Here is a 23,921-nt window from a genome sequence, read left to right as displayed (position 1 = left end):
GACCAGCTACTAATCTATCCCAGGACCAAGGCAGGTCGCCAGGATGCATGGACTGGCCGTCGGGCTGTCAGGTAGCGGTCTCGACCAGCCAGGTCCTGATGAGTGCGTGCCTGAACAAATCCCCGCTCCAGTGCAGCAGCAACCATGGCCGGCCCCTGGGAGGCATCATGCTCCATGACCAGCAGACCACCGGGGGCCAGCAAAACCATGGCCTTGTCCAGAATGCGGCAGGGCAAAAGACACCCGTCAGGTGAACCACCATAGAGGGCCGGGTCAGGATCCCAGTCACGCACCTCGGGTTGGCTAGGAATCGCATCCATGGGGACGTAGGGAGGGTTGCTGATGACCAGATCCACCTTGGCATCCAGATCAGACAGGGTGGCGAGGTCCGTGGCATCAGCCAGCAGCAGCTGATAATCGGACCCAGACTCCCGGATGGCAGCCTCCTGATCGGTGGCGTTCAGCGCACCCCACCGATATGCCTCCTTGTCCACTTCCACGGCCTTGACCTGCGATCCTGGAACCTCGATAGCCAAGGACAGGCCGATGGCCCCGCTGCCAGAACACAGGTCCACTGCCAGTGGATGATCCACTCCGGTCAAGGCCTCCACTCCCGCCTGGACCACCGTTTCGGTCTCAGGACGTGGGATAAAGACCCCCGGCCCCAGGCGAAGATCCAAATAACGGAAGTAGGCGTGGCCAAGAATGTACTGCAGGGGTTCACGTCCGGCTCGCCGCTGCAGATAGGACTGATAACGGTCCAGGGTCGCCCTCCGAAAACCATCAGCCTGTCTGCGCCCGCCTTCATCCGTCAGCAGTTCCTCAGCAGTCCGTTTCAAAAGCAGAGCCTGATCCAGCTGGTGCAGATCGCACCCAAGGGCATCGGCCAGCAGCAGCCTGGCATCATTGAGCGGGGTAGGCACGCCGGCCTGGGCCAGCAGGCGATGGCCGCTATCAACCAGCCCAGCCAGACTGGTCCCATGCCTCTGTTGATTCACCCCTGCGAAGCCATTCTGCGGGCCTCGTCGGCCTGAATATCAGAGTCGATAACGGCCTGCAGGTCGCCGTCCAACACCTGTTCCAGGTTATAGGCCTTGTAGCCGGTGCGGTGATCCACGATCCGGCTCTCGGGGAAATTGTAGGTCCTGATACGCTCAGACCGATCCAGAGAACGGACCTGGGAATGACGCATGTCGGCGGCTTGGGCGGCCTCCTCCTCATGCTTCATGGCCAGCAGACGCGACTTGAGCACCCGTAGGGCAGCCTGACGATTCTGTATCTGGGATTTCTCATCCTGCATGGAGACCACAATGCCGGTGGGAATATGGGTCATGCGCACAGCGGAGTATGTGGTGTTGACGGACTGTCCTCCTGGTCCGGAGCTCATGAAGATGTCAATCTTGAGGTCCTTGGGGTCAATCTCGATCTCATTGTCGTCTTCGTCAGCCTCGGGAAAGACAATGACTCCAGCGGCTGAAGTCTGAATGCGACCCTGAGACTCGGTGACGGGGATGCGTTGGACCCGATGAACGCCGCCCTCATACTTGAGCGAGGCCCAGACGCCGTCTGCAGGAGCCACCTGACCGCGAGCACGAATGGCCATCTGGGCATCCTTGACCCCGCCCAGCTGAGTTCGGTTCTCACTCATGATTTCGATGGTCCAACCGCGTTTTTCGGCATAACGCACATACATGCGCATCAGATCGCCAGCGAAGAGGGCCGCCTCCTCGCCGCCGCTGCCAGCCTTGATCTCCATGATCGTATCGCGGCCGTCATCTGGGTCACGCGGAATAAGAGCGGTGCGCAGGGTCTGCTCCAGATCCGGTATGCGGTCTGCCACAGCCTTAGCCTCTTCGGCAAAGCCAGGATCCTCCCGTGCCATCTGTTCGGCCGCCTGGCTGTCTTCCAAGGCGCCTTGATAAGCCTGGTAGGCAGCAACAATGGGAGCGAGCTCGGCGTGTCTGCGGCCCAATTTGCGGATCTGCACCGGGTCTGAAGCCGTTTCGGGCTGACTCATCTGCTTTTCCAGGCGACCGTACTCCTCGACGGCAGCCACCGCCGCCGGAAACTGCTCCTCGCTCATCTGCACTCTTCCCGTTCGCTCATCCGCATGGTTTAAGTCATAAAAAACGCCAGTCCCCACCGGGCATAGCAGAGCGACCCGGAAGGGACTGGCGTTGGAAGTGCTACTTGGTCCTCTTGCCGTAACGGGCTTCGAACCGAGCCACGCGACCACCGGTGTCCAGAATCTTCTGCTTGCCGGTGTAGAAGGGGTGGCAGTGCGAGCAGACATCAACCGTCATATGATCGCCGGGAGCGGTCGAACGGGTGATGAAGGTATTGCCGCACGAGCACGTGACCTCAACGGGATGATAATCGGGATGAATTCCCTGCTTCATGGTTACTCCTAGATCCAAGGGCCCCGGGTCGACCGCCCCTGTGGCGGACGTGAACCGGCAACCGCGTAATAGTCTAGCGCATCCCCGGGAGAACACGATCCCCTTGCGCCACACGCCGAATCCGCCAACCGGGGTGGCCGGTCGGGCTTCCTTTAGAATCGAACAGTCGGACCGAACGGCCCGGCAAGCCAACACAGGAGGGCAGCAATGCAGCAGGAAGTGGCGTTCGTTACAGGGGCGGCTCAGGGGATCGGCGAGGCTATTGCCCGCCGTCTGGCCAAGGACGGGTTCGCCGTGGCTGTAGCGGATATGAATACAGATAAGGCCCAGTCAGTGGCCGACTCCATCAACCAATCAGACGGACGGGCCGTGGCCGTCACCCTGGACGTGACCGACCGTGTCCAGGTGCGTTCCGCCGTTGAGAAGACCGCAACCACGTTGGGCGACTTCAACGTGATCGTCAACAACGCTGGTCTCGGACCGACCACCCCCATCGAGTCCATCACTCCAGAGCTGTTTGACAAGGTCTACCACGTCAACGTGGCAGGAACCATCTGGGGGATGCAGGCCGCCGTTCAGGCCTTCCGCGACCGGGGCCACGGGGGCAAAATCATCAACGCCACCAGCCAGGCAGGCGTGGTGGGCAACCCCAACCTGATGCTCTATTCCTCCACCAAGTTCGCCATCCGCGGCCTGACTCAGGTGGCGGCGCGTGATCTGGCCAAGGAGGGCATCACCGCCAACGCCTATGCCCCCGGCATTGTCAAGACGCCCATGATGATGGACATCGCTCATCAGGTGGGGGTCAACGCCGGCAAGGATGACGAGTGGGGCATGTCCACCTTCTCGGACGGCATCGCCTTGGGACGGCTTTCCGAGCCGGAGGACGTGGCCAATGCCGTAGCCTTCCTGGCCGGGCACGACTCTGACTACATCACCGGCCAGACCCTGATCGTGGACGGCGGTATGCAATTCCAGTGAGCCTCCCGCCAGGATTCGCCCACATATGATGGACCCTCGCTGATCGGTTCTGCCCGACGGCGAGAGTCCATGATCATTCAGGCGTTGAAGACGTACTTGTCCAGACGATCCATGGCCTCCTGGACACGGCTCAAAGGCAGGGCCAGGTTCATGCGGATGGCGCAGGGAGCCTTGAACTGCCGCCCGTCCTGGACGGCCACGCCTACATCCCAGGCACGCTTCAGCAGCCGATCCAGGCTCAGACCATGATTCTTGCACCATTGCGTGCAATCAAGGAAGAGCATGTAGGTGCCTTGGGGCTTGGAGAGCTCGACTCCCTTGAAATGCTGCCGGATGTAATCGAAGGCATAGTCCACATTCCCGGTCAGGACCTGTCGGAGTTCGTCCACCCACTCCTGGCCCTGGGGCTTGTAGGCCCCGATCAGGGCATGCATGGACAGAACGTTCATGTCGTTGTAGTGGGCCTTGGACCCCTTGGCCACAATCCTGTCGCGCAGATACTTGTTGTAGATGATGTGGTAGGAGCCGACCAGCCCGGCCAGGTTGAAGGTCTTGCTGGGCGCATAGAAGGCTGCCGTCCTGTTGCGGGCATCCTCGCTGACCGACTGGGTGGGAATGTGCTTGTGGCCCGACAGGGTCAGGTCTGACCAGATTTCGTCGGAGATGACCACGCAGTCGTTGTCCTTATATACTTCCATGGCCTTCTCGATCTCCCACTTCTCCCAGACGCGGCCACAGGGGTTGTGCGGGCTGCAGAAGACCGCCACATGGATGTTGTTCTCCTTGAGCTTGCGGTCCATGTCCTCGAAGTCCATCCGCCAGACGCCCTGCTCGTCCTTCTTCAGCGGGCTGTGCACGATGTGGTAGCCGTTGTTCTCGATGCAGGACGTGAAGCCGACATAGGTCGGGCTGTGGAGCAATACTGCATCGCCAGGCGCAGCAAAAGCGGTCAACGTGGAGACCACTCCGCCCAGGACCCCGTTCTCATAGCCGATGTCCTCGGCCATCAGGCCCTCCACGCCATTGCGGGTGCGCTGCCAGTTGATGATGGCATTGTAGTACTCCTCAGTAGGGCTGAAGTAGCCAAATGCCGGGTGCTTGGCGCGCTCGATGATGGCCTCGGGGATAGTAGGTGCCGTCGGGAAGTTCATATCCGCCACCCACATGGGGATGACATCGAAGCCTTCCTTGGGAGGTTCGGGGGCAAATCCAGGCTCGGCACCCAGCCCGTCAACCGCAATGGCGTCCCTGCCGTGCCTATCCATAATGCTGGTGAAATCGTATGCCATAGTCAACCTCTCATCCCGTGCAGACGCGCTCGCAGCGATCTTCTGTCAGTCTACTGCTGTGGGCTGGATCCGAGTGTCCGCGGCCAATAGCAAAGCAACGATGGTACTATCTGCCTTGAACCAGCTGATGGGGGGTGACCAGAATGGGAGATTCGAAGCCCGTTTCGCCGGCCCTGCGTCCTTTCATCCCGCTAGTGGACTTCCTAGGTGAGATTCTTGGGCCCAACACGGAAGTGGTTCTTCAAAGCGTCAAGGATTTCTCGCATTCGGTTGTGGCCATCGCCAACGGCCACTTGAGCGGACGCACCATAGGCAGCCCCGCCACCGACCTAGTCCTGCGCATCTGGCAGAACCACGAATACGAACAGCGCGACTACCTGACCCATTACACCGGCTATACCATCCAGGGACACCCCATGGTCTCTTCTACTTTCTTTCTGCGAGATGCGAGAGGACGGGTGATCGGCTTTCTCTGCATCAACTTTGACAATTCCGCCTTCCGGCAGGCCAGTCAGCAGCTAAGACAGGCAAGCGCTTATCTGGATGCCCTGGGGCTGACCGGTCCTGCCGCGGAGCTGAAGGACAGGGGGGCCGCGTCAGAGAAATCGGATGCTCAAGTTGGCCGCGCCCAGCCGACTTCGGGCGCTGTCCGACTGAACGACAAAACCGTGGGCGACCAATCGACCCGTGAGGTGCTCTCGGTGAATACAAACGAACTGGTAACGCATAATATCGCCGACTTCGCCGCTGAGCTGGAAGTCCCTCCGGCGAGGATGAACCGGCAGGAACGACTGCAGCTGATCACACGGCTTGAAGGCTCGGGGGTCTTTTTGATCAAGGGCGCAGTGGACACGGTTGCCCAGGCTCTCGAGGTCTCCTCCGCCAGCGTCTACCGTTATTTGCATACCATACGCAATGCTGGCGCAGGCCCCGATCAGAGCAGATCGGCGCGCCAGGTCCAGCGTTGACACACCCCTGTCAGGGTGTATCATTAGGAGCAGATATACGGGGGACGTATACACGAGAGATCTACAGGGGCTGAGTTGATTGCAGCTCCAGAGGAGATGTATATGCGTATAGTTTCCTGGCATATGTTGACGGCTCCAACTCGAGCGCGTCCCGTACTCTTTTCTATTCTCTATTCACATACTTAGCGGTTCTGCGGAATCGTTTCCGGATCAGTGCGACACGCTTAAGCCCAGGTTGTGTATGCATATCAGCCTGCTGGCACTGAAGGATGGATGCCCATTCACAAGTGCTCCATGATCCGATTTGAAAACGCGCCTAGCTCTTTTCCCCCGGCTTTCATGTGAAGCCGTACTATTGCATCGGTGAATCATGGATGCTAGAGCTAGGCGACGAGAGGACGGCCCCGACAAGATTCGGGGCTTGTCCTTCTCCTAAGACTATCAAGAAAGTTCGGGATACAAAACCCTCGAGCTGCAAAGACAAGCATCTGAAGACACCATCCGGCACCGAGCTGAGCCACCAGATTGTCATTGGACGAAGAAAAACGTCATGGCCTGGATTCGGCCGTTGACGCAACCCCCTGGAACCCGACCGGTTTCAGGGGGTTGCTTGGTGGTGGGGCCTCAGGGGCTTGAACCCTGGACCGAACGATTATGAGTCGTTTGCTCTAACCGACTGAGCTAAGGCCCCAAGCCGACAAGCAGCTGTTCCATCCTAGCAAATGCCAGGACTCATACCGCCTCCCGGTTGTGTCGGACTGCGACTGCGCCAGCCCTCAGATACCTGATCGGGCGACATGCAAATCATGCCCGGAAGCCAGGCGATCCAAGGCTCCGGTCCTGACAATAGCCTTGAAGAGCAGCCAGCTGACCAGTCCAGCGAAGAACAGACCGCTGATGATCTCGCATGCCGTGCCGACCAGCCCGCGGGGGCTGAGGAAGGCGACGCCCTGGTAATAGAAGGCCAAGAGGAAGGCGTTGTAGACCAGAGCGATCAGCAGTCCGCCCAACAGAGTGGTTCCCAGGCTCCAGCGCCGATAGCGAAAGATACCGAAAGCAAGCTCGGCGCAAAGGGCCTCCAAGAGGGCCTGCACGAAAATCATGGGCCCAGTGTAGGCGTTGCCTGGCAGGATCTCCACCAGTACGCTGATGATCCCCACGTAGACCGCGGCCCCGGGTTTGCGGATTATCAGCAGAGACAGCGTGCAAGGAAAGTAGAAAATGCCGTGCAAAAGGGCTGCCATGCCCGGCAGAAGAGCGGTCATCAGCGGAAATATCCAGGAGGCCAGCAGACTGGCGGCCCAGTAGATCAGTCCGGCAACCGCGCCCAGACCAGCGCCAACAGCGATATCCAGCGGCTTCCAAGCAAGGGCATGGCCCGCACGCTGTGCTCTTTTGTCTCCAACGCCTGTTCGCGTCGTCATAGTCAACTCCGATCCGCCGGCACATCGACCGGTCTTCCTGATTCATGCACACAGCAAAACGCCCGGTCGTGCTGCAGACAGGCCGGATCGCAGCGTTCCTTGACCTGCGCATGCCGGGCGGGAACGTCCACTCAAGGCTACCCCGACTGTGAGCGCGGGACCAGGGTCTGGCCATAGATCCTGCCTATAGGCGGCCATACGTCTGCCTGGCCCTGCCTATCAGCCCGGCGCATAAGTCAGAAGTTCCCACTACCATGAATACAGTTTGCATTGGCTTTTCATGGTTCTGTGAGGTAGCTTCTTGGCCGAATTCATTTATCAGATGATCAAGGCGCGCAAGTCCTTCGGCGACCGCGTCATCCTCGACGACGTGACCCTGAGTTTCCTGCCCGGCGCCAAGATTGGCGTGGTGGGCCCCAACGGCATGGGCAAGTCCACCCTGCTGCGGATCATGGCCGGCCTGGACACGGTCAGCAACGGCGAGGCTCAGCTCACCCCCGGCTATACGGTAGGCATCCTGCAGCAGGAACCACCTCTGGACGAGAACAAGACCGTGGGCGAGAACATTCGCATGGCCTTCGGCGACATCATGAGCAAGGTGGACCGCTTCAACCAGATCGGCGAGCAGATGGCCGACCCCAACGCTGATTACGACGCTCTCATGACCGAGATGGGCCAGCTTCAGGAGCAAATTGATGCCGCCAACGGCTGGGACCTTGACTCCCAGCTGGACCAGGCCATGGATGCTCTGCAGTGCCCCGACCCGGACACCCCGGTCTCGGTCATCTCGGGAGGCGAACGCCGCCGGGTGGCTTTATGCCGGCTGTTGCTGGAAGCCCCCGATCTACTGCTGCTCGACGAGCCCACCAACCACTTGGACGCCGAGTCCATCCTCTGGCTGGAACAGTATCTGCACACCTACAAGGGCGCCGTCCTAGCCGTGACCCACGACCGGTACTTCCTTGACAATGTGGCCGAATGGATCTGCGAGGTGGACCGTGGCCACCTCTACCCTTACCAGGGCAACTACTCCACCTATTTGGAGACCAAAGCCAAGCGTCTAGAAGTCCAAGGACAGAAGGATGCCAAGCTGGCCAAGCGGCTCAATACCGAACTGGAGTGGGTCCGCTCCTCCCCCAAAGCCCGGCAGGCCAAGAACAAAGCCCGCCTGGAGCGCTACGAGCAGATGGAGAACGAGGCCCGGAACAACAAGAAGCTGGACTTCTCCGAGATCCAGATTCCGCCGGGTCCTCGTCTGGGCTCCAAGGTGCTGGAGGCTGAGCACATCCACAAGGCCTTTGGCGACCGTGTCCTGATCGACGATCTGAGCTTCACTCTGCCTCGAAACGGCATTGTGGGCGTCATCGGCCCCAATGGAGTGGGCAAGTCCACGCTCTTCAAGACCATCGTGGGACTGGAGCCGCTGACATCGGGCTCCTTGGAGGTCGGCGACACGGTCAAGATTTCCTACGTGGATCAGAACCGCGAGGGCATCGACCCCAACAAGAACCTCTGGGAGGTAGTCTCCGGGGGGCTGGACTTCATCGAGGTCGGAGGCGTTGAGGTGCCCACCCGCGCCTACGTAGCCTCCTTCGGCTTCAAGGGCTCGGATCAGCAGAAGCCGGCCGGAGTCCTTTCCGGCGGAGAGCGCAACAGGCTGAATCTGGCACTCACCCTCAAGCAGGGCGGCAACCTTCTCCTGCTGGACGAGCCCACCAACGATCTAGACGTGGAGACCCTGGAAAGTCTGGAAAACGCCCTGCTGGCCTTTCCCGGCTGCGCTGTGGTCATCTCCCACGACCGCTGGTTCTTGGACCGTATCGCCACCCATATCCTGGCCTGGGAGGGCACGGACGAGAATCCGGCCTCCTGGTATTGGTTCGAGGGCAACTTCCAGGCCTACCAGGAGAACAAGGTCAAGCGTCTGGGCGAGGAGGCCTCCAGGCCCCACCGCATCCACCGCAAGCTGACTCGCTGAACGAAATACGCCACTGGGAATCGAAGGCCAAGGAGAAGCATGAGCACCGAGGATGAAGCACTGGCCCAGGCCATCGCTGGGCTGAACCTGCAGAAGCAGCAGCCCGCCGATGGCCGTTCCCGTTTCCTTGGAAAATCGTTGGACTTTCCCACGGGACGCCTCTATGGGGGCCAGCTGCTGGGTCAGGCCATCATGGCCGGCGGGCGGACCGCGCCCCAGGGCCGACTACCTCACTCGATGCACGCCTGTTACCTGCGCACCGGACTCCTGAATCAGGACGTTCAGGCGGAAGTGGAGACCATCCGTGACGGCCGTTCCTTCTCCTCCCGGCGAGTTGACCTGCACCAGGGGGAACGGACCCTCCTAAACGCCCTGCTCTCCTATCAGCAGGTCGGCCAGGAGGGCGTCCGCTATGACGACCCCATGCCGACGGGGCTGCCTGATCCGGAGGACCTGCCTGGTTCACGAGAGCTGATGGAACCCTATGCCGACAAGTCCCCCTTCGCGGACTACTACGCCCATCGGAGCCCCTTCGACATGCGTCATGTTGGCGGCACGGTCCTGTTGGATGATGCAGATGATGCAGTACCCGGGGATTCCAAGAACGACGACAGGGGTCGTCAGGCCGTTTGGAGCCGCACCCAGGGAAGAGCCGACTTGGACCCGCTGATGCGCCGAGCGCTGCTGGCCATGGAATGCGATCAGATCATGATGGAGCCTGCCCTGCGCCGTGCCGGGCTGAGCATGACTACCCCAGGGATTTCCTTCGCCTCCATCGACCATGCCATGTGGTGGTATCAGGACCTGAATCCCTGCGACTGGCACTGCTTTATTCAGGAGTCCCCAGTAGCCGACCACGGACGCAACCTATGCATGGCCAAGGTCTACAACCGCCAGGGTGACCTAGCTGCCTTCATGGTTCAGGAGGCCATGATCAGGGTGCCTAAAGACTGAACGGCCACCAGGTCATCGCGTATTTTTCAAAAAGCACAGGGTTAGCAGCATGGTCGGCAGCGACCGACCGTCTTCAGGAATTTCTTGGCGACGGCCTTGGACGCTGATCAGCATGATTCTCACTGGCATCGGCCTTTGTCTCCTCCCTGTCAACAGTATCGGCTGCATCGGCCATGGGTCTTTGTGAGGCCTTTCGCCGGTCGGTATTCTCAGGTCCGTCATTCGGCGGCAGTTGACAGAGCCACTCCCCCACGGCCCCGGCTACCACATCGATAAGACAGACCAGGGATGCTACCAGGCACTCCTGCATGACCCGTGTGTAATAGGGCGCGCCTGCATGGCCCATGCTGATCAGAGCCTGACTGCCGTACCAGCCCAACAGAGCAGCACAGGCAACGCCCAAGGCCTTGCTCATGATCAGCACATTGACCGCGAAACGCAAATCCATCTCCTTGCGGTCTCCCCTGGCGTAGCGATGCACCTGGAAGGCCATGATCAGGATGGCCACCCCAAGCAGGAAGAGCAATACGCTGACCAGCCAGGGAACCCCCATGAGGTCCGTCCTGGTGGACATGCCCAGTTCCGAGATGCCGGCACCTCCAATCAGCCCAAGGATCAGGGCGACCAGGTAGTGCACGAGCGGTGTGCGGCGGGCCCTCATGACAGACCGTCCAGAATCCAGTCCTCCGAGACCAGGCTGATGCGATCACGGTCAGGAGCACGGTTGGCCAGGCTGGCCAGACAGGATCCGCCAGCACCAAGCAGGCAGTGTTCAGGCTCCAAATAGGCCCAGGGAATCAAAACGCGCGCTGGAGCATCAGCGGTCAGCAGAGGCGGACGGTCCTGGGAAGACAGAACAGAACCATCCAGAGTCTCCACCTCCACCACATCGGCATCCAAGCCGCCCATCTGCCTGATAGGAGCGGCCACCATGTCTAGAGCCGACTGCAGCTCCTCCAGATTCAGCGGCGTCTGCAGGATAACCACAGCCGACAGACGCTGATCCCCCTGATCATCCCGGTAGGCATATAGAGGCGAGATGCCGACCAACTGACTGCCGGGGATTCCGTCCAGAGCTGCAAGAGTACGAAGCATGGCCAACCGATCTGTTCCCGATGCTCCCTCCAGCGCAATTACATCACGCATCGGAAGGCCCTGCGGCTTGGCTCTTTCAACAGTCGGCCGGCTGAAAGCTTCGTTATCATTCTCCGGACCCGAGGACGGACTGTTCTCTGTAGAGGAGGTCAAGGGGTGACGCAGCCGGGCCTGCGCCGCATGGCCAGAATCGGCCTGACCAGACAGCAGGAATGAGGGATGCCCTAGAGCTGCATTCCCCCCGCCGCTAACTCGTCCAGATTCCATGCTGGCCGGGTTGCCTTCCACCTGATCGTCGGCCGCACGCTCCAAGGTGACGCCCACCTGAAAATCGACCCCTGTTCCCTGGTCGGCGCCCAGACGGGTGACCGTAACCCGGGTGCGGCGTATCTGGTGGGAGAGCAGGATGGCATCAGCCACCTTGGCAGTCAGGGATTCCAGAATCTCATCAGGCGACTCGTTTTGGATCAGGTTGACGATCCGGCGGACAATCTGCACATAGTCAACTGTTTGAGTGCCGTCGTTGAGCCTGCCTGCCTCACTCAAATCCAGGTAGAGGACGGCATCGACCTGGTAGCCGAACCCAGGCTTCTGCTGACCATGCAGGGGTGCGACCTTGATGGAGCTCAAACGGATGGAATCCATGATGTATGCTCCTCCCTTGCCTTAGAACATTTACTGCCGCACACCCTCGGGACCATATGCAGGACACCGAGCCGATCCAGAATTCAGTGCTGGTCCGTTGCGGACGAACCATTCACGCTGCGCCTGAGCTCCTCAGGAATCTCCACGGGTGGCTGCTCAGAGTCCGGCCGATCCGGCGCAGACAGCCAGAGCTGACGCTCCGGAGCCTTGCGCAAGCCAGCGAAGACCGCAGCCAGTTCGTCCTTGTTCAGGGTCTCTTCGACCAGCAGCTGTCGAACGAGCTCGTCCAGCACGTCACGGTTCTCGGTGATGATCTGCCAGGCCTCTTGGTGGGCCGTCTCGATGAGATTGTGAACTTCCTGATCGATGGCCTCTGCGGTTTTCTCCGAATAGTTGTGGGGCTTCAGGGCATCAAGCCCGGAATCCTGGTCATTCTCGTCAGCCCACTTGATGGCTCCCAACTTGGATGAGAACCCATACTGCAGGACCATCTGCCGGGCGATGCTGGTGGCCTTTTCGATGTCGTTGGAAGCACCTGTGGTCGGGTCGTGGAAGACCACCTCCTCTGCCACGCGACCGCCCATAGCGTAGGCCATCTGGTCCAGCAGTTCGTTGCGGGACTGCGAGTAGCGGTCTGTGGTAGGCATGACCGCAGTGTAGCCCAAGGCCCGTCCACGCGGCAGAATGGTCACCTTGGTGACCGGATCGGTGTGGTGCAGGGCCGCAGCAACCATAGCGTGGCCGCCCTCGTGATAGGCGGTGTTGCGCATCTCGGCCAGGGCCATGCCCTTGGTCCGCCGCCGAGGTCCGCTCAGCACACGGTCAATGGCCTCGTCGATGGCCCGGTTGTCAATCAGCTGGGCGTTGGAACGCGCAGTCAGCAGAGCCGCCTCATTGAGCACGTTGGCCAGGTCGGCGCCGGTGAAGCCGGGCGTGCGCACGGCCACAGTGTGCAGGTCCACATCCGGCACAAAGGGCTTGCCCTTGGCGTGGACCTTGAGGATGGCCTCGCGGCCTTCCAGGTCTGGGGCCTCCACGGCCACCTGACGATCGAACCGGCCGGGCCTGAGCAAGGCCGGATCCAGGATGTCTGGACGGTTGGTGGCTGCAATGATGATCAGGTTCGTATCGTTGTCGAAGCCGTCCATCTCGACCAGCAGCTGATTCAGAGTCTGCTCACGCTCATCGTGACCGCCGCTCATGCCGGAGCCGCGCTTGCCGCCCACTGCATCGATCTCATCGATGAAGATGATGGCCGGCGCATTCTTCTTGGCCTCGTCGAACAGGTCACGCACTCGGGAGGCGCCCAGACCGACGAACATCTCGACGAAGTCGGAGCCTGCCATGGAGTAGAAGGGTACGCTGGCCTCGCCGGCGATGGCCCTGGCCAGCAGGGTCTTGCCGGTTCCAGGGGGACCATAGAGCAGGACGCCACGGGGTATGCGGGCACCCAGGGCCTTGTACTTGGAGGGATCCTTGAGGAACTCCTTGATCTCCTCCACCTCCTGGACAGCGGCCTCCTCGCCGGCCACATCCGAGAACTTGGTCTTAGGGGTCTGCCCGTCGTTGAGCCGGGCGGAGTTCTTCTTGCCGCCCATGCCGAACATGCCGCCGCCTGCCGCCGAGGACATGCGTGAGAGCAGGAACCAGAAGACCCCCAGAATGATCAGCATGGGCAGGATGGAAGAGATCAGGTAGCTCATCATGCTGGTCTGCGGCACCACTGAGTTGTACCCCTCGGCGGGCTTGGCCTTCTCGACGGCTTTGACCACCTGCTCCCCCTGGGCCTCCACATAGTAGAACTGCACGTCCTTGCCGAAGTTCTTGGAGCTGCGGTTGCCGCGGAAGCCGGGTACATCCTTGACGAAGTCGCTGTTGAGCTTGAGCTCGACGACCTGCATCTTCTCGGTGATCTCGGCCTTCTTGACCATGCTGCTGCGGTCGTTCAGCAGCTCTAGGCCATCCTGGGTGTCGATGGTCTGGGCGCCGTTCTGGCTGCTGAAGAAGCCGAAGATGGCCAGGATGATGACCACGGCCAGAATCCCCCAGAGCCAGGGGGAACGCCAGAAGGAACGGTTGCCCCCGTTGGGGCCGGATCCGTTGTTGCCCAAGTTGAAGTTGAAGGGGTTGTTGCCCTTGTCCCCGTTGTCCCTGCCTCTATTGGGCGGACCCTGCTGCGGTCCCTGCGAGTAGCTCATGACTGCTCCCCCTGATCCTGATGATCCTGTTCCTGGGTCGGGTCCATGTATTCCTCGGACCTGAGTACGGCTATCGAGTCAAGATTACGGTACTGCTCCTCGTAATCCAGTCCGAAGCCCACAACGAATTCGTCGGGTATGGCGAATCCTGGATACTTGACATCCACCTCGACCTCGTGCCGCGAGGTCTTGTCCAGCAGGGTGAAGATCTCCACCGATGCAGCTCCTCGCTCCTTGAGATGCTCAACCAGCCAGTGCAAGGTGTAGCCGGAATCGATAATATCCTCAACGATCAGAATATGCCGTCCGCGCACATCGCAATCCAGATCCATCCTGATGTCCAGGTCCCCCTTGGAAACGCTGGTCTTGCCGGCCGGATAGCTGGAAATGCTCATGAACTCGATCTGCACCGGTATGGTGACGGCCTGTGAGAGGGCGGCAAGCGTATTGAAAGCCCCCTTGAGCACGGCCAGCATGATCGGGTTCTTACCCTGGTAATCCCGGCTGATCTGCTCGGCCGTCCGGTCGACCAGCTCCTCTATCCGTTCCTTGGACACCAGTTCATGGTCGATATGGGATTGAATATCAGCGATGCGCATGGTCTCCATCATTGCATATGAGAATGACTTGACCCTTACGGATTGCTGTATGGGAGCTGGGAAAGCGAGGGCCCTGCTGGCCGTGCCATCGGCAGACCAGATCATCCAGGGCCCGGACCTGCACGGCCGTGAACCGTATGCGCAGCTTGGTCAGCACCTGGGCCAGCAGGCGGGTGCGCAGAGCCGGGTGACAGTCGGCCAATCCGTGGGCATCCAAGCAGGCCAGCACCCCCTTGGCTCTCTGGTCCAAGTCAGGGCGGGCGACTAGCCGCTGGCACAGCCCATCCACCTGGGTGTCCAGGTAATCCTGATCAAGACGGGCCATATCCGCGCCCAGTGCCAGACGGCGAACCATGTCCCGGCCAGCGAAGCGATTCAAGGCTGGCAGCAGGTCATGGCGGATCCGCGAGCGCAGCGGCAGCGTCTCGGGAAGCGTGGAGCCGTCCGGCTGATCATCACCGTTGGTGGGGTCGTCCCACCAGTGAATCCCTTTCTGGCGGCAAATGGCCGTAGTGTCCTTTCGATCCAGGTCCAAGAATGGGCGCAGGTAGCGCATTCCTCCACGCTCTACACGCCGGGCCATGCCGGTGATGGCCTCCAACCCCTGGGAGCGAATCAGGCCAATCAGCACCGTTTCGGCCTGATCGTCACGGGTGTGCGCCAGAAGGACGGCCCTGGCGCCAAACTTGAGGGCCTGCCCAGAGAGGGCCCGGTAGCGGGCTGCACGGGCGTCAGCCTCAAGACCAGCCGTAGTAACAGGCACATCCACTCTGGTGACGCGGACCGGATCCAATCCCAGCTCCCGGCAGGTTCCAGCCGCGCGTTCGGCGATCCGATCCGAATCAGGCACCAGACCATGATCGATCAGCAGGGCGCCGCACCGCAGCCCGGTCATATCAGCCACCAGGTGGGCCACATAGGCCAGGGCCAAGGAATCTCGGCCTCCCGAGCAGGCCACCAGAATCAGTGGGGCATCCGGATCGGGCCTGTGCACCCCGTGATGGGCGAACCGCCTATCCTGCAGGCCCAGGCCCTCACGGTCCAGGTTCGAACGCAGGAGCCCCACTGCCTTTTTCATTGCCGCTGAATAGACCATGGTTCAGGCTTCTTCCTGCTCAAATCCGATCCAGGGATCCGACCAGAGTGTCCACAGCCTGTCGGGCAGCAGCCGCATCCTCGGGATCGTTGACGACCACAGCAAAGACCAAAACACCACCAGAGCGACGAATCACATTGCCCGTGAGCGAAGTGACCTGATCCAGAGTACCGGTCTTGGCCCGAATCAGTCCATCAGCCTGGTCATCCACCTTTCGGCTGGCAGCTGTGCCGGTCAGACCCACTACAGACAGGCCCTTGACCAGGGGGGTCAAACCCTTGTCCGCAAGCGCCAGTTGCTGGACGTCAGCCAAGGTGCCCACCCGCAGGACGGAGCCGGGGGTAAGCCCCGAGCAGTCGGCCATCTTGAGTCCTGCGGTGTCCACGCCCAGCTTGTTCAGTGTGCTGATAACAGCTTTCACAGCACCGGCTGGGCTGTTGGGCATGTTCAGAGCCAGAGCGGTCAGGCGGCCGAAAAGCTCGGCCAGACTGTTGTCGGAGTTGCGCAGCATAAGCGACATAACCTCACTGAGCCGCGCTGAGCGGACACGGGCCAGAACCCTACCCCGGGCGTGGTCATTCCGATCCGGCCCCTGGGCATTGTCCACCTGGATCCCGGCCTCCATCAGGCTGCTGGCGAAGGATACTGCAGCGGCCCCCGCCGGGTTTTCGACCCTGGGCAAGTAGACCCCTGCATCCGGATAGGCAACAGGCTCAGCCCGTCCCTGCCGAGCCTCATCCACAGCCATGGAGACAGGCACCTGGAAGTAGATCCCGTCAGGATTATTTTCTGCAATTCCCTCCGGCTCCTGATCGTCGCCGAAAAGCGTGTCCTGGTAAGCCAGGGACACTCGGTCGATCCCCTGCCGGTGCAGAGCCTGAGCCGTCTCCTCGGCCAGAGTCCCTAGTCCGGCCCGGCCATTGACATGCAGGGGGTCGTCTTTGCCTACCCCCAGGAGCATATCGCCGTGACCGCGCAGGGTCAGCATTGCCTGCGAGGGGGTAGAGGAATCCAGAACCGCCTCAGTGTCCAAGTGTGAGGACATGTCCAGAACAGAGGCGGCTGCGGCTGCGGTCAGGGTCTTCATAGTGGAGGCTGGCTGGCGTGCCTGGTCCGCGTTTTTCTGGGCCAGCACCCGTCCGTCAGCCTGTCGTATGACCAACGAGTACCCATTACCCAAGCCAGGTGCGCTGGTGAAGGCATCGACTAGCTGCTGGACCTGGCTGGCATCCACAGTAGACCCAGGCTTGTCGGCGGCGAGAGTCGGCGGCTCTCCTACCATGACTGCAGGGGGGACCGAAGAATGGCTGGTCTTAGCCAGGGTCAGCGGTCCGGGCACCAGGTCGGTCAGGTCCATGCATGCATAGCCGACGACCAGCATGACAGCCACCAGCGTGGCCAAAGCCACCCGCCAGCGTCGCTTGATCCGCCGACGACGTGTCATGCGCAGCTGATGTCTGTCACCCAATTGCTCACTCCCGGACTTGCCTTCGCCAACCGAGTTCGGATCGGTAGGCACCATCCAACTAGCCTAGTACTGGCCCTTCCACTGGCTCAGGACTGCAAAGCGGCATAGCGATCCAGAGTCAGCAGAATGGCCGACTGTCGACGATCGAAGATCCGGGACCCTAAAGCGACACCCACAGCAAGCACAATCAGACCGTTCGCCAGTGCGACCGGCAGGGGCAGCCAGATGGGAAGCATCCCGCCCATGGTCAAGGCCAACGATGCCACCGAGAAAGTGGGCAGCATGATCACCAGACTAACCAACAACTGCAGCATTGGCAGGAAGCCTTGGGCAACAGCACGTCCCTGCGGTGAGGTGAAGGGCTGATCCAAGGAGGGCACCGGATAGATGAGCAAGGCCGAGAAGACCTGGGCTACTCCCAGTCCAGACAGGAGCAATCCCACGGTCACAGCCAGCATATCCAGGGAGATGACCAGATTTCGTCCGCCCTTCATTGCGCCGGAGAAGGCCAAAGTCACCAGCCCGAGCAGGAGTATGCAAGGCATGGCCACGCTCAGATGGCTGCGGACACGGGACAGCCGGTCCTCACGACCCTTCACTCCCGCCGCTATCTCCATGCGCAGGGCAAGCCCATCGTAGGCCAAGGCGTTGCCCTCGGGAATCTCCAGAATCAGGGCACCCAATACCGGTCCCAGCCATAGCATCATGGGCATCTGACGGAAGATTATTGCGTATAAAATCACCACGACCAGCAGAAGCGGATAGCTAATAAGCTTGCGAGAGTCCTGACGAAGATAGATCAGCAATCGCGCAGCCATAGCATCCACAACGTTCTGCGACCGGCCCAGCATCCCCAGCCCCTTGGGAGCAGTCGACCGTTCAGCACTCGCTCTAACATGCAAGCGGTCATGACGCAGACACAACATGCCGATCATGAAGCAAAGAGCCAGGGTGGCCAGCTCCATCAACAGGCGTCCGACCAGAGCCCGCCATGATCCCGAAAGGAGATCCTCCGGCAGGTGGACAGCGGCGCCCAGTGGCGTCCAGGCCAGTATGTCGGCCACGGACTTGAGGGAGTCAGTATCAATTTCCATGCCATCCATAATCCCGCTGTCCAGCAGAGAGGGCAGCATGCACAAAAGCATGCTCACTAAGGTGACCAACAGGTAGAGCCCTGATCGGTTACGTTGGGAGACCACCAAGGTACCGACCAGGTCCAAAACAGCCCTAGATAGGGCCAGCATTACCATGGCAGCCAGCAGGGCTGAAATTACAGCCACGATCGCGGCTCCGACACCTATGCGGGCATAGATGGCCGTCAGAGCCAGGAAGCAGACAAGACCGGTCAATCCCGCAGGCCCGGTCAACCCGGCCAGGTAAAGCCCCACCTGCAGCTGACTGTCAGGAATCCCGTAAAGGACGAATCGCGAAGGGCTCAGGATCGACCCCTGGCCCAGAAAAGCCAGTTGAATCAGAAGCATTCCCAGGGTCAGTCCGACCAGGAGCAGAACCAAAATGGTTCCCATACGCTGCCGATCGCCCAGACCAGCACTGGGCAGCCAGCCCCCCAGTGTCAGCGCCCCCTGCCATGAGGCCAGGCAAATGCCTATGGCCATGAGCAGGCTGATGATGGCCCCGACCATCTGCCAGGAGGAGTGCTTGATCGTGTTCCAAGTAATGGACCAACGCATGGCGATGATGGTGGCTACCGTGCTCATTCCGTCTCCCGGCCTTCCTGGGACCCGGAACCGTTCAGCCATGCGATTCGCTTAGCCTGGTGACGGCCGCCGACGAGGTCCAGGAAGCGGTCCTCCAGATTCTCGCCGGCGGCGACCTGGGCCACCGTGCCATCAGCCCGAACCAGGCCATGGTCGATGATGGCCACATGGGTGCACATCCGCTCCACCAGGGCCATGACATGCGAGGAAATGACCACGGTTCCTCCGGTATCGACATATTCGGCCAGAATGTCCTTGAGGTTGGCGCTGGAGACTGGGTCAACCGATTCGAAAGGCTCATCCAGCACCAGAAGTCTGGGGGAATGAATCATGGCTGTGGCCAGGCAGATCTTCTTGGTCATGCCCGATGAATAATCACAGACCCGCTTGCCGCCGGCATCAGTCAGGTCGAAGGCGTCAAGCAGGTCCTTGGCCCGGCCCAGCGCCTCACTGCGCGGCATCCGCCGAAGCATTCCCGAGTAGATCAGCAGTTGCAGACCTGTCAGCCTGTCGAAGATCTGATCGCCCTGGGGCATGATGCCGATGATCCGCTTGGCCGTGTCCACGTCCGACCACACGTCCCTGCCCAGGATCATGACCTTGCCGGAGTCGGGCACCAGCAGGCCTGTCATCATGTTCAGCGTGGTGGTCTTCCCTGCGCCGTTGGGGCCAACTATTCCGTAGAAGGACCCCCTGGGAATGTCCAGAGAGAGGGCGTTGACAGCAGGCCGGCCCTGGTAGCACTTGACCAAGGCACGGATTGAAACCGCTGCCTGTGGATCTGGCGGAGGGACCATTGCCGTTTGGGCGGGCATACTGGGTGGTTGCGCTTCGTCGGACATGGCCTTAAGTCTACCGTATGCCCCCTCTCGCTGCCGATTAAGGCACGACTGGCCTTAATGCCCGGAGTGCTCGATGGGCTTCCATCCCGGATTGGCGAAGATGGCCTGGAAGGAGATGGGCAGGTAGCTGAGCATGAAGATGGGGAAGCTCAGGCAGTAGGCGAAAAGCTCCTTGTTGGATGCGCCGATCTTGTCCCGCTCGGCCAGGACCGTCAGTGCGGCCAAGCCCATCATGGCCAAGACACCCAGAACCCCGGCCGCGATACCATTGATCAGTTCGGTAACCTGGCTGGCCCAGGTCACGAAGTCCAGAGCCGGGAAGAGCAGACCGAAGAAGCAGCGGACCAAACCAAGGACGGTCAGCGGGCAGATCAGGATGGTCAAGTCCACGGCCGAGAAGTCGCGTTCACGGAAGGCCCGGGAAATCAGGGCGGGCCCGTAGTAACGGAAGACCTGAAGGAAGCCCTTGCTCCAGCGCAGCCGCTGCCGCCAGCTCTGCTTGAAGGTGACCGGCTGCTCGTCATAGAGGATAGCGGTTCCGCAATAGCCGATGCGCTCGCCGTGCAGAACCGAATCCATGGTGAACTCCAGGTCCTCGGTCAGCAGGTGGAACTTCCAGCCGTTATTGCGCTCCATAACCTCCCTGGAGAACATGAACCCGGTGCCGCCAACATGGCAACTGGAGCCGATGACCATCCTTGAGGTGTTGAGGAAGCGCGATTCGCGTATGAACCACAGGGCCGAGCCTGAGGAGACCCAGTTGTCCGAGAAGTTGACCGAGTTTCGGTAGCTGGTCAGTATGCGGAAGCCGGACTGGAAGGCTTTGTTCATCTCTTCTATGTAATGGCAGTCCAGGATGTTGTCCGCATCGAAGACGAAATAGGCATCATAGCGGGAATCAAGACCCCGATCGAGTATCTGCTCCAGCAGGAAGGTCAGGGCGTAGCCCTTGCCCACCCGGGCCGGGTCCTGCCGCTCGACCACATGGCAGCCCAGGGATCTGGCCAGCCCAGCGGTGTTGTCAGTGCAGTTGTCAGCCACCAGCCATATGTCGACCATGGAGAATGGATAGGTCTGCTCCTTGATGGAGTTGATCAGATGACCAACCACCTGCTCCTCGTTGCGAGCGGAAATAAGGACGGCGAACCGCTTGTCGAAGGGAGCATCGGGAAAGACCACCGGCTTGGAGACGAAGGAGATGACGATGCAGATGGCCTGGTAGACGATGCCCACCCCGCCCAGCAGCACCATCAGTACGTCCAATACTTTGAGCAGAGCCATCAGCGCCACTCCTTGCGGGGGTTGTCCTCCCCCTCGGGGGCATCGTCCCCGGTCTCGGTACCCCTGAGCGGCCTGTGCCTTACTGGGGCCGAGGCGGACTTGGGTATGGGCACCGTGGCTGACTCGTCCAGGTCCTTGGCCGTCGGTGAGGATGTCGGGTAGAGCTGGCTGGCAATGGTCATGACAGGGTCGTCCACTCGAACCCTGGCACTGGTCCCCTTGGCGGACCGGCTGCCCACGTGGCTGGCCACCGGCTGGACCACGTGCTCGTTGAAGGCCTCGACGCCCTCAACCACCTTGGACTTGCCGACAGGCTTGGGATCCTGCATGAGCGGGGAGTCAATCAGCTCGTAATGCTTGACCGAAGCCGAGAAGATGGCCTGGAAGCTGGCCGCCAGAGGCAGAGCCAGGAAAGCGCCAAGGGCGCCGAAGACCGCGCCCAGCGCCAGTACGGACAGGAAGGCGATGGCCGGGTTGAGGTCCATGGTCCGCTGGGAGATCTTTGGGGCCAGGATCATGTTTTCGATCTGCTGGTAGATGATGATGTAGACCAGCACAATAACAGCCACCAGCAGTCCGCGGCTCCCCCAGGCCACCACAATGGGAACGGCCCCGCCTATGTAGGTGCCGATAGTAGGCACGAACTGGGACACCAGCCCGCAGAAGAGGGCCAACGGCAGCCAATAGGGCACTTTGAGGATGACCAGGAAGACCGACATGCAGGCTGCAGAGATAAGCGCCAGGATGGTCCTGCTGAACAGGAAGCTGGAGATTTGGTCCTGGGCGATAGTCCAGACGAAGAGGAAGCGGCGCTGGCTCCTGGGGGCCAGCCACTGGCAGAGGCTGCGGCGCAGCTTGGGGCCTGCAGCGGAGATGTAGTAGATGACCAGCAGAACGGTCATGATATTGATGAAGGACCCCGCCAGCCCCACGGTGGTGGTCAAGGCCTGCCCAGCGAAGTCGGTCACCCAGGATGTCTGAATGTTCTTGACGATCTCCCCGCCCAGATCCTGCATGGCCGGCAGGTGCCAGGGGGTGCGGCTGGCGATGAATTCCGCCACCTGCTCATAGAGGGCCGGCAAGCCGTTGGCCATGCCGATGACCTGCTGGACCAGCAGATTGCCGAACATGCCCAGGAGGACGATCACAATAATGATCAGGCCTATCAGGGTGACCGCCGAGGCCGCTCCCCGCCGCCAGCCATGCCTGACCAGCCTGAGCACCAGGGGCTCCATGGCCAGGGAAACGAAGATGGCGATCACCACATCCAGCACCAGGAATTCGATCTTCCACCAGGAGGAGTATGCGAACCAGGCCAGGAAGACGGCTATGACCACGTAGAGAAGGGCACGGCCGAACCATTCCGGAGGTCGGCGCGGATCCCCCTTGGGCGGGAAGACCGTCGCGAAATCGAAGCGCTGCTTTTGCTCGTTGGCCATATGTTCCATTATCCCAAGATGGCTGACATGGCAGGCAATGGGACGCAGGTTGAGCCGACGGTGTATCCGGGCACACGTATCCTGAGGGGTATGTTGACCGTTTCCATAGTCATACCCGCCTGGAATGAGGAAGAACGCATTGAAGACTGCCTCCTGAACGCCACCAGGCAGAGCCAGGCACCCAAGGAGGTGCTGGTAGTCGACAACCGCTCCACGGACGCAACGACCTCCATCGTCGAAAAATTCATCGATCAGCACCCTGACCAGCATGTCAAGCTCCTCCGCCAGGACAGCGAGCAGGGGTTGATCCCCACCCGCAATTACGGACTTGACCGGGCCACCGGCGACGTGTTGGGCCGGATCGATGCCGACTGCATGCTTCGTCCCAACTGGGTCGAAGTGGTCTCCGGCATCTTCACCCGGGACCCCAAGGCCATGGGCGCCACCGGGCCAGTGGCTTATTACGACATGCCGGGCAAGCGGATCGGGCTCAAGGGCGACAACACCATTCGCCGGGCCATCTACCGGGCGGACGACGGGCAATACCTGCTATACGGTTCCAATATGGCCCTGCGCGCCACGGCCTGGCGGGCCATACGCAACCAGGTCTGCAGGGACAAGGAGGACATCATGCACGAAGATGTCGATATCTCTTTACATTTGATCGACCAGGGGTTCAAGACGGTCTATTGCAAGGACATGAATGTGGGCATCAGCGCCCGCCGGATGGACACCTCTTTCACATCCTTCCGCCACTACATGCAGCGCTTCAAAAACACCTTCGACGCCCACCCTCAGCACACCCGGGAGCAGAAGCCCGAGCACACCCTCTACGCCATCTACCCGATCCTGCGAGCCTTCTACCCCGTCTACCAGAAGTACCTGGAATCCGCCGACATCAACCCTGCGGAACGTGTCTGGATCCGCGAACAGATGGAGCTCTTCCACCGGCGCGACCAGGAGCTGGACCAGGAGGACCACTGACCAGCGGACGGCACACCAGGCTTGCCTGGTCCATAGGGTGCGGGTATCATGGGCACGTTCGCCCCCGTCGTCTAACGGTTAGGACACCAGACTTTCAATCTGACAGCGAGAGTTCGACTCTCTCCGGGGGTACAAGTTTTACGGCATATCCTGTTGAGAGAATAAAAGCTGTAACCACAAGCTTCATGAACTGTTACGTACTTGAATAATCACAGAAAACGTCACTGTTTTGGGTCTCATCGCAAAAGATCAGATTGGGTCGCACGCAGACTGAAGATCTGCCTTGGCATGTAAAGCAGCCAACCTCAAAACACTCCAGCACAATTACCTTCACGACAGAAGACAACTCTTTGCCACGCTTTTGCATAGAACCTCACGTCAGCTGCCTAAGCGGCGCGGATCATATTCTGATTTCAAGTTCTTTTTAGCAAGGCAATACATGATTTTCTATAACAATTTTTGATCCAAAATTACATAGTCAGCTAATGAAAACCTCAACTGCGGCAATGTGTCCAAAATACATGTATTTGCAGCAACCACGTTAATAGTCGATAAACATATGC

General features: G+C 60.4%; 20 protein-coding genes and 2 tRNA genes. 6 read left to right on the top strand and 16 right to left on the bottom strand.

Annotated elements, in window-relative coordinates:
* Positions 1–14: 14 nt before the first annotated feature.
* From prmC to rpmE, 3 genes are all read right to left on the bottom strand, one after another.
* A complete protein-coding gene (prmC, locus tag J3U06_RS02025) occupies positions 15–998 on the bottom strand; it encodes a peptide chain release factor N(5)-glutamine methyltransferase (RefSeq protein WP_267444147.1) in 984 nt (327 codons plus the stop codon).
* On the bottom strand, positions 995–2,083 hold the full coding sequence (prfA, locus tag J3U06_RS02020) for a peptide chain release factor 1 (RefSeq protein WP_267399543.1): 1,089 nt from the start codon (positions 2,081–2,083) through the stop codon (positions 995–997). Before prfA ends, prmC begins: the two co-directional genes overlap by 4 nt.
* A gap of 103 nt (positions 2,084–2,186) precedes the next feature.
* A complete protein-coding gene (gene rpmE, locus J3U06_RS02015) occupies positions 2,187–2,399 on the bottom strand; it encodes a 50S ribosomal protein L31 (RefSeq protein WP_015022244.1) in 213 nt (70 codons plus the stop codon).
* A gap of 207 nt (positions 2,400–2,606) precedes the next feature.
* Between rpmE and J3U06_RS02010 the strand changes: the two genes are divergently transcribed.
* Positions 2,607–3,380 (top strand): (S)-acetoin forming diacetyl reductase, encoded by a 774-nt coding sequence (locus tag J3U06_RS02010; RefSeq protein WP_220236181.1) that lies wholly within the window; start codon positions 2,607–2,609, stop codon positions 3,378–3,380.
* A 77-nt stretch (positions 3,381–3,457) separates the two neighbouring features.
* Here J3U06_RS02010 and J3U06_RS02005 read toward each other — a convergent pair whose 3' ends face one another.
* A complete protein-coding gene (locus J3U06_RS02005; protein ID WP_220236182.1) occupies positions 3,458–4,669 on the bottom strand; it encodes a MalY/PatB family protein in 1,212 nt (403 codons plus the stop codon).
* A gap of 143 nt (positions 4,670–4,812) precedes the next feature.
* On the opposite strand from J3U06_RS02005, the gene J3U06_RS02000 reads away from it, so the two are divergent.
* A complete protein-coding gene (locus J3U06_RS02000) occupies positions 4,813–5,637 on the top strand; it encodes a helix-turn-helix transcriptional regulator (protein WP_267444146.1) in 825 nt (274 codons plus the stop codon).
* A 614-nt stretch (positions 5,638–6,251) separates the two neighbouring features.
* Here the strand turns inward: J3U06_RS02000 and J3U06_RS01995 are convergent.
* Positions 6,252–6,328, bottom strand: a tRNA-Ile gene (locus J3U06_RS01995).
* Between the two features lie 85 nt (positions 6,329–6,413).
* Entirely contained in the window at positions 6,414–7,061 is a 648-nt protein-coding gene (locus J3U06_RS01990; RefSeq protein ID WP_267444145.1) for an ECF transporter S component, read from the bottom strand.
* Positions 7,062–7,362: 301 nt separating this feature from the next.
* Between J3U06_RS01990 and ettA the strand changes: the two genes are divergently transcribed.
* Both ettA and J3U06_RS01980 read left to right on the top strand, forming a co-directional pair.
* Positions 7,363–9,039, top strand: coding sequence for an energy-dependent translational throttle protein EttA (ettA, locus tag J3U06_RS01985; protein ID WP_220236185.1), 1,677 nt, complete (start codon positions 7,363–7,365; stop codon positions 9,037–9,039).
* A gap of 39 nt (positions 9,040–9,078) precedes the next feature.
* Positions 9,079–9,993: an acyl-CoA thioesterase gene (locus J3U06_RS01980; RefSeq protein WP_267444144.1), complete on the top strand. Its 915-nt coding sequence runs from the start codon at positions 9,079–9,081 to the stop codon at positions 9,991–9,993.
* A 73-nt stretch (positions 9,994–10,066) separates the two neighbouring features.
* Here J3U06_RS01980 and J3U06_RS01975 read toward each other — a convergent pair whose 3' ends face one another.
* The 10 genes from J3U06_RS01975 to J3U06_RS01930 form a co-directional block, all read right to left on the bottom strand.
* Positions 10,067–10,654, bottom strand: coding sequence for a DUF3180 domain-containing protein (locus J3U06_RS01975; protein ID WP_267444143.1), 588 nt, complete (start codon positions 10,652–10,654; stop codon positions 10,067–10,069).
* Complete coding sequence (locus J3U06_RS01970; RefSeq protein ID WP_267444142.1) at positions 10,651–11,733, bottom strand: dihydroneopterin aldolase; 1,083 nt, start codon at positions 11,731–11,733, stop codon at positions 10,651–10,653. The genes J3U06_RS01975 and J3U06_RS01970 overlap by 4 nt, the downstream gene beginning before the upstream one ends.
* A gap of 83 nt (positions 11,734–11,816) precedes the next feature.
* A complete protein-coding gene (gene ftsH, locus J3U06_RS01965) occupies positions 11,817–13,931 on the bottom strand; it encodes an ATP-dependent zinc metalloprotease FtsH (protein WP_267444141.1) in 2,115 nt (704 codons plus the stop codon).
* Positions 13,928–14,530, bottom strand: a complete 603-nt coding sequence (gene hpt, locus J3U06_RS01960; RefSeq protein ID WP_267444140.1) for a hypoxanthine phosphoribosyltransferase — start codon at positions 14,528–14,530, stop codon at positions 13,928–13,930. Before hpt ends, ftsH begins: the two co-directional genes overlap by 4 nt.
* On the bottom strand, positions 14,517–15,626 hold the full coding sequence (gene tilS, locus J3U06_RS01955; RefSeq protein ID WP_267430203.1) for a tRNA lysidine(34) synthetase TilS: 1,110 nt from the start codon (positions 15,624–15,626) through the stop codon (positions 14,517–14,519). The genes hpt and tilS overlap by 14 nt, the downstream gene beginning before the upstream one ends.
* Before the next feature lie 19 nt (positions 15,627–15,645).
* Positions 15,646–17,094 carry a D-alanyl-D-alanine carboxypeptidase/D-alanyl-D-alanine-endopeptidase gene (gene dacB / locus J3U06_RS01950; RefSeq protein WP_267444139.1) on the bottom strand — a complete coding sequence of 483 codons (1,449 nt, stop codon included), beginning with the start codon at positions 17,092–17,094 and terminating at the stop codon, positions 15,646–15,648.
* 86 nt (positions 17,095–17,180) lie between these two features.
* Positions 17,181–18,812, bottom strand: a complete 1,632-nt coding sequence (locus J3U06_RS01945) for a hypothetical protein (protein WP_267444138.1) — start codon at positions 18,810–18,812, stop codon at positions 17,181–17,183.
* Entirely contained in the window at positions 18,809–19,654 is an 846-nt protein-coding gene (locus tag J3U06_RS01940) for an ABC transporter ATP-binding protein (RefSeq protein ID WP_267444137.1), read from the bottom strand. The genes J3U06_RS01945 and J3U06_RS01940 overlap by 4 nt, the downstream gene beginning before the upstream one ends.
* A gap of 54 nt (positions 19,655–19,708) precedes the next feature.
* Positions 19,709–20,935, bottom strand: a complete 1,227-nt coding sequence (locus tag J3U06_RS01935) for a glycosyltransferase family 2 protein (protein ID WP_267444136.1) — start codon at positions 20,933–20,935, stop codon at positions 19,709–19,711.
* Positions 20,935–22,374 (bottom strand): AI-2E family transporter, encoded by a 1,440-nt coding sequence (locus J3U06_RS01930; protein ID WP_267444135.1) that lies wholly within the window; start codon positions 22,372–22,374, stop codon positions 20,935–20,937. Before J3U06_RS01930 ends, J3U06_RS01935 begins: the two co-directional genes overlap by 1 nt.
* A gap of 90 nt (positions 22,375–22,464) precedes the next feature.
* On the opposite strand from J3U06_RS01930, the gene J3U06_RS01925 reads away from it, so the two are divergent.
* Both J3U06_RS01925 and J3U06_RS01920 read left to right on the top strand, forming a co-directional pair.
* Positions 22,465–23,358 carry a glycosyltransferase gene (locus J3U06_RS01925; RefSeq protein WP_267444442.1) on the top strand — a complete coding sequence of 298 codons (894 nt, stop codon included), beginning with the start codon at positions 22,465–22,467 and terminating at the stop codon, positions 23,356–23,358.
* A 60-nt stretch (positions 23,359–23,418) separates the two neighbouring features.
* A tRNA-Glu gene (locus J3U06_RS01920) sits at positions 23,419–23,490 on the top strand.
* Positions 23,491–23,921: the final 431 nt, after the last annotated feature.

Origin of the sequence: Bifidobacterium sp. B4142 (assembly GCF_026537325.1) — a bacterium.
GTDB lineage: Bacteria > Actinomycetota > Actinomycetes > Actinomycetales > Bifidobacteriaceae > Bombiscardovia.
The sequence above is the reverse complement of the archived record's forward strand: the minus strand, read 5'-3'. Positions and strand labels throughout refer to the sequence as shown.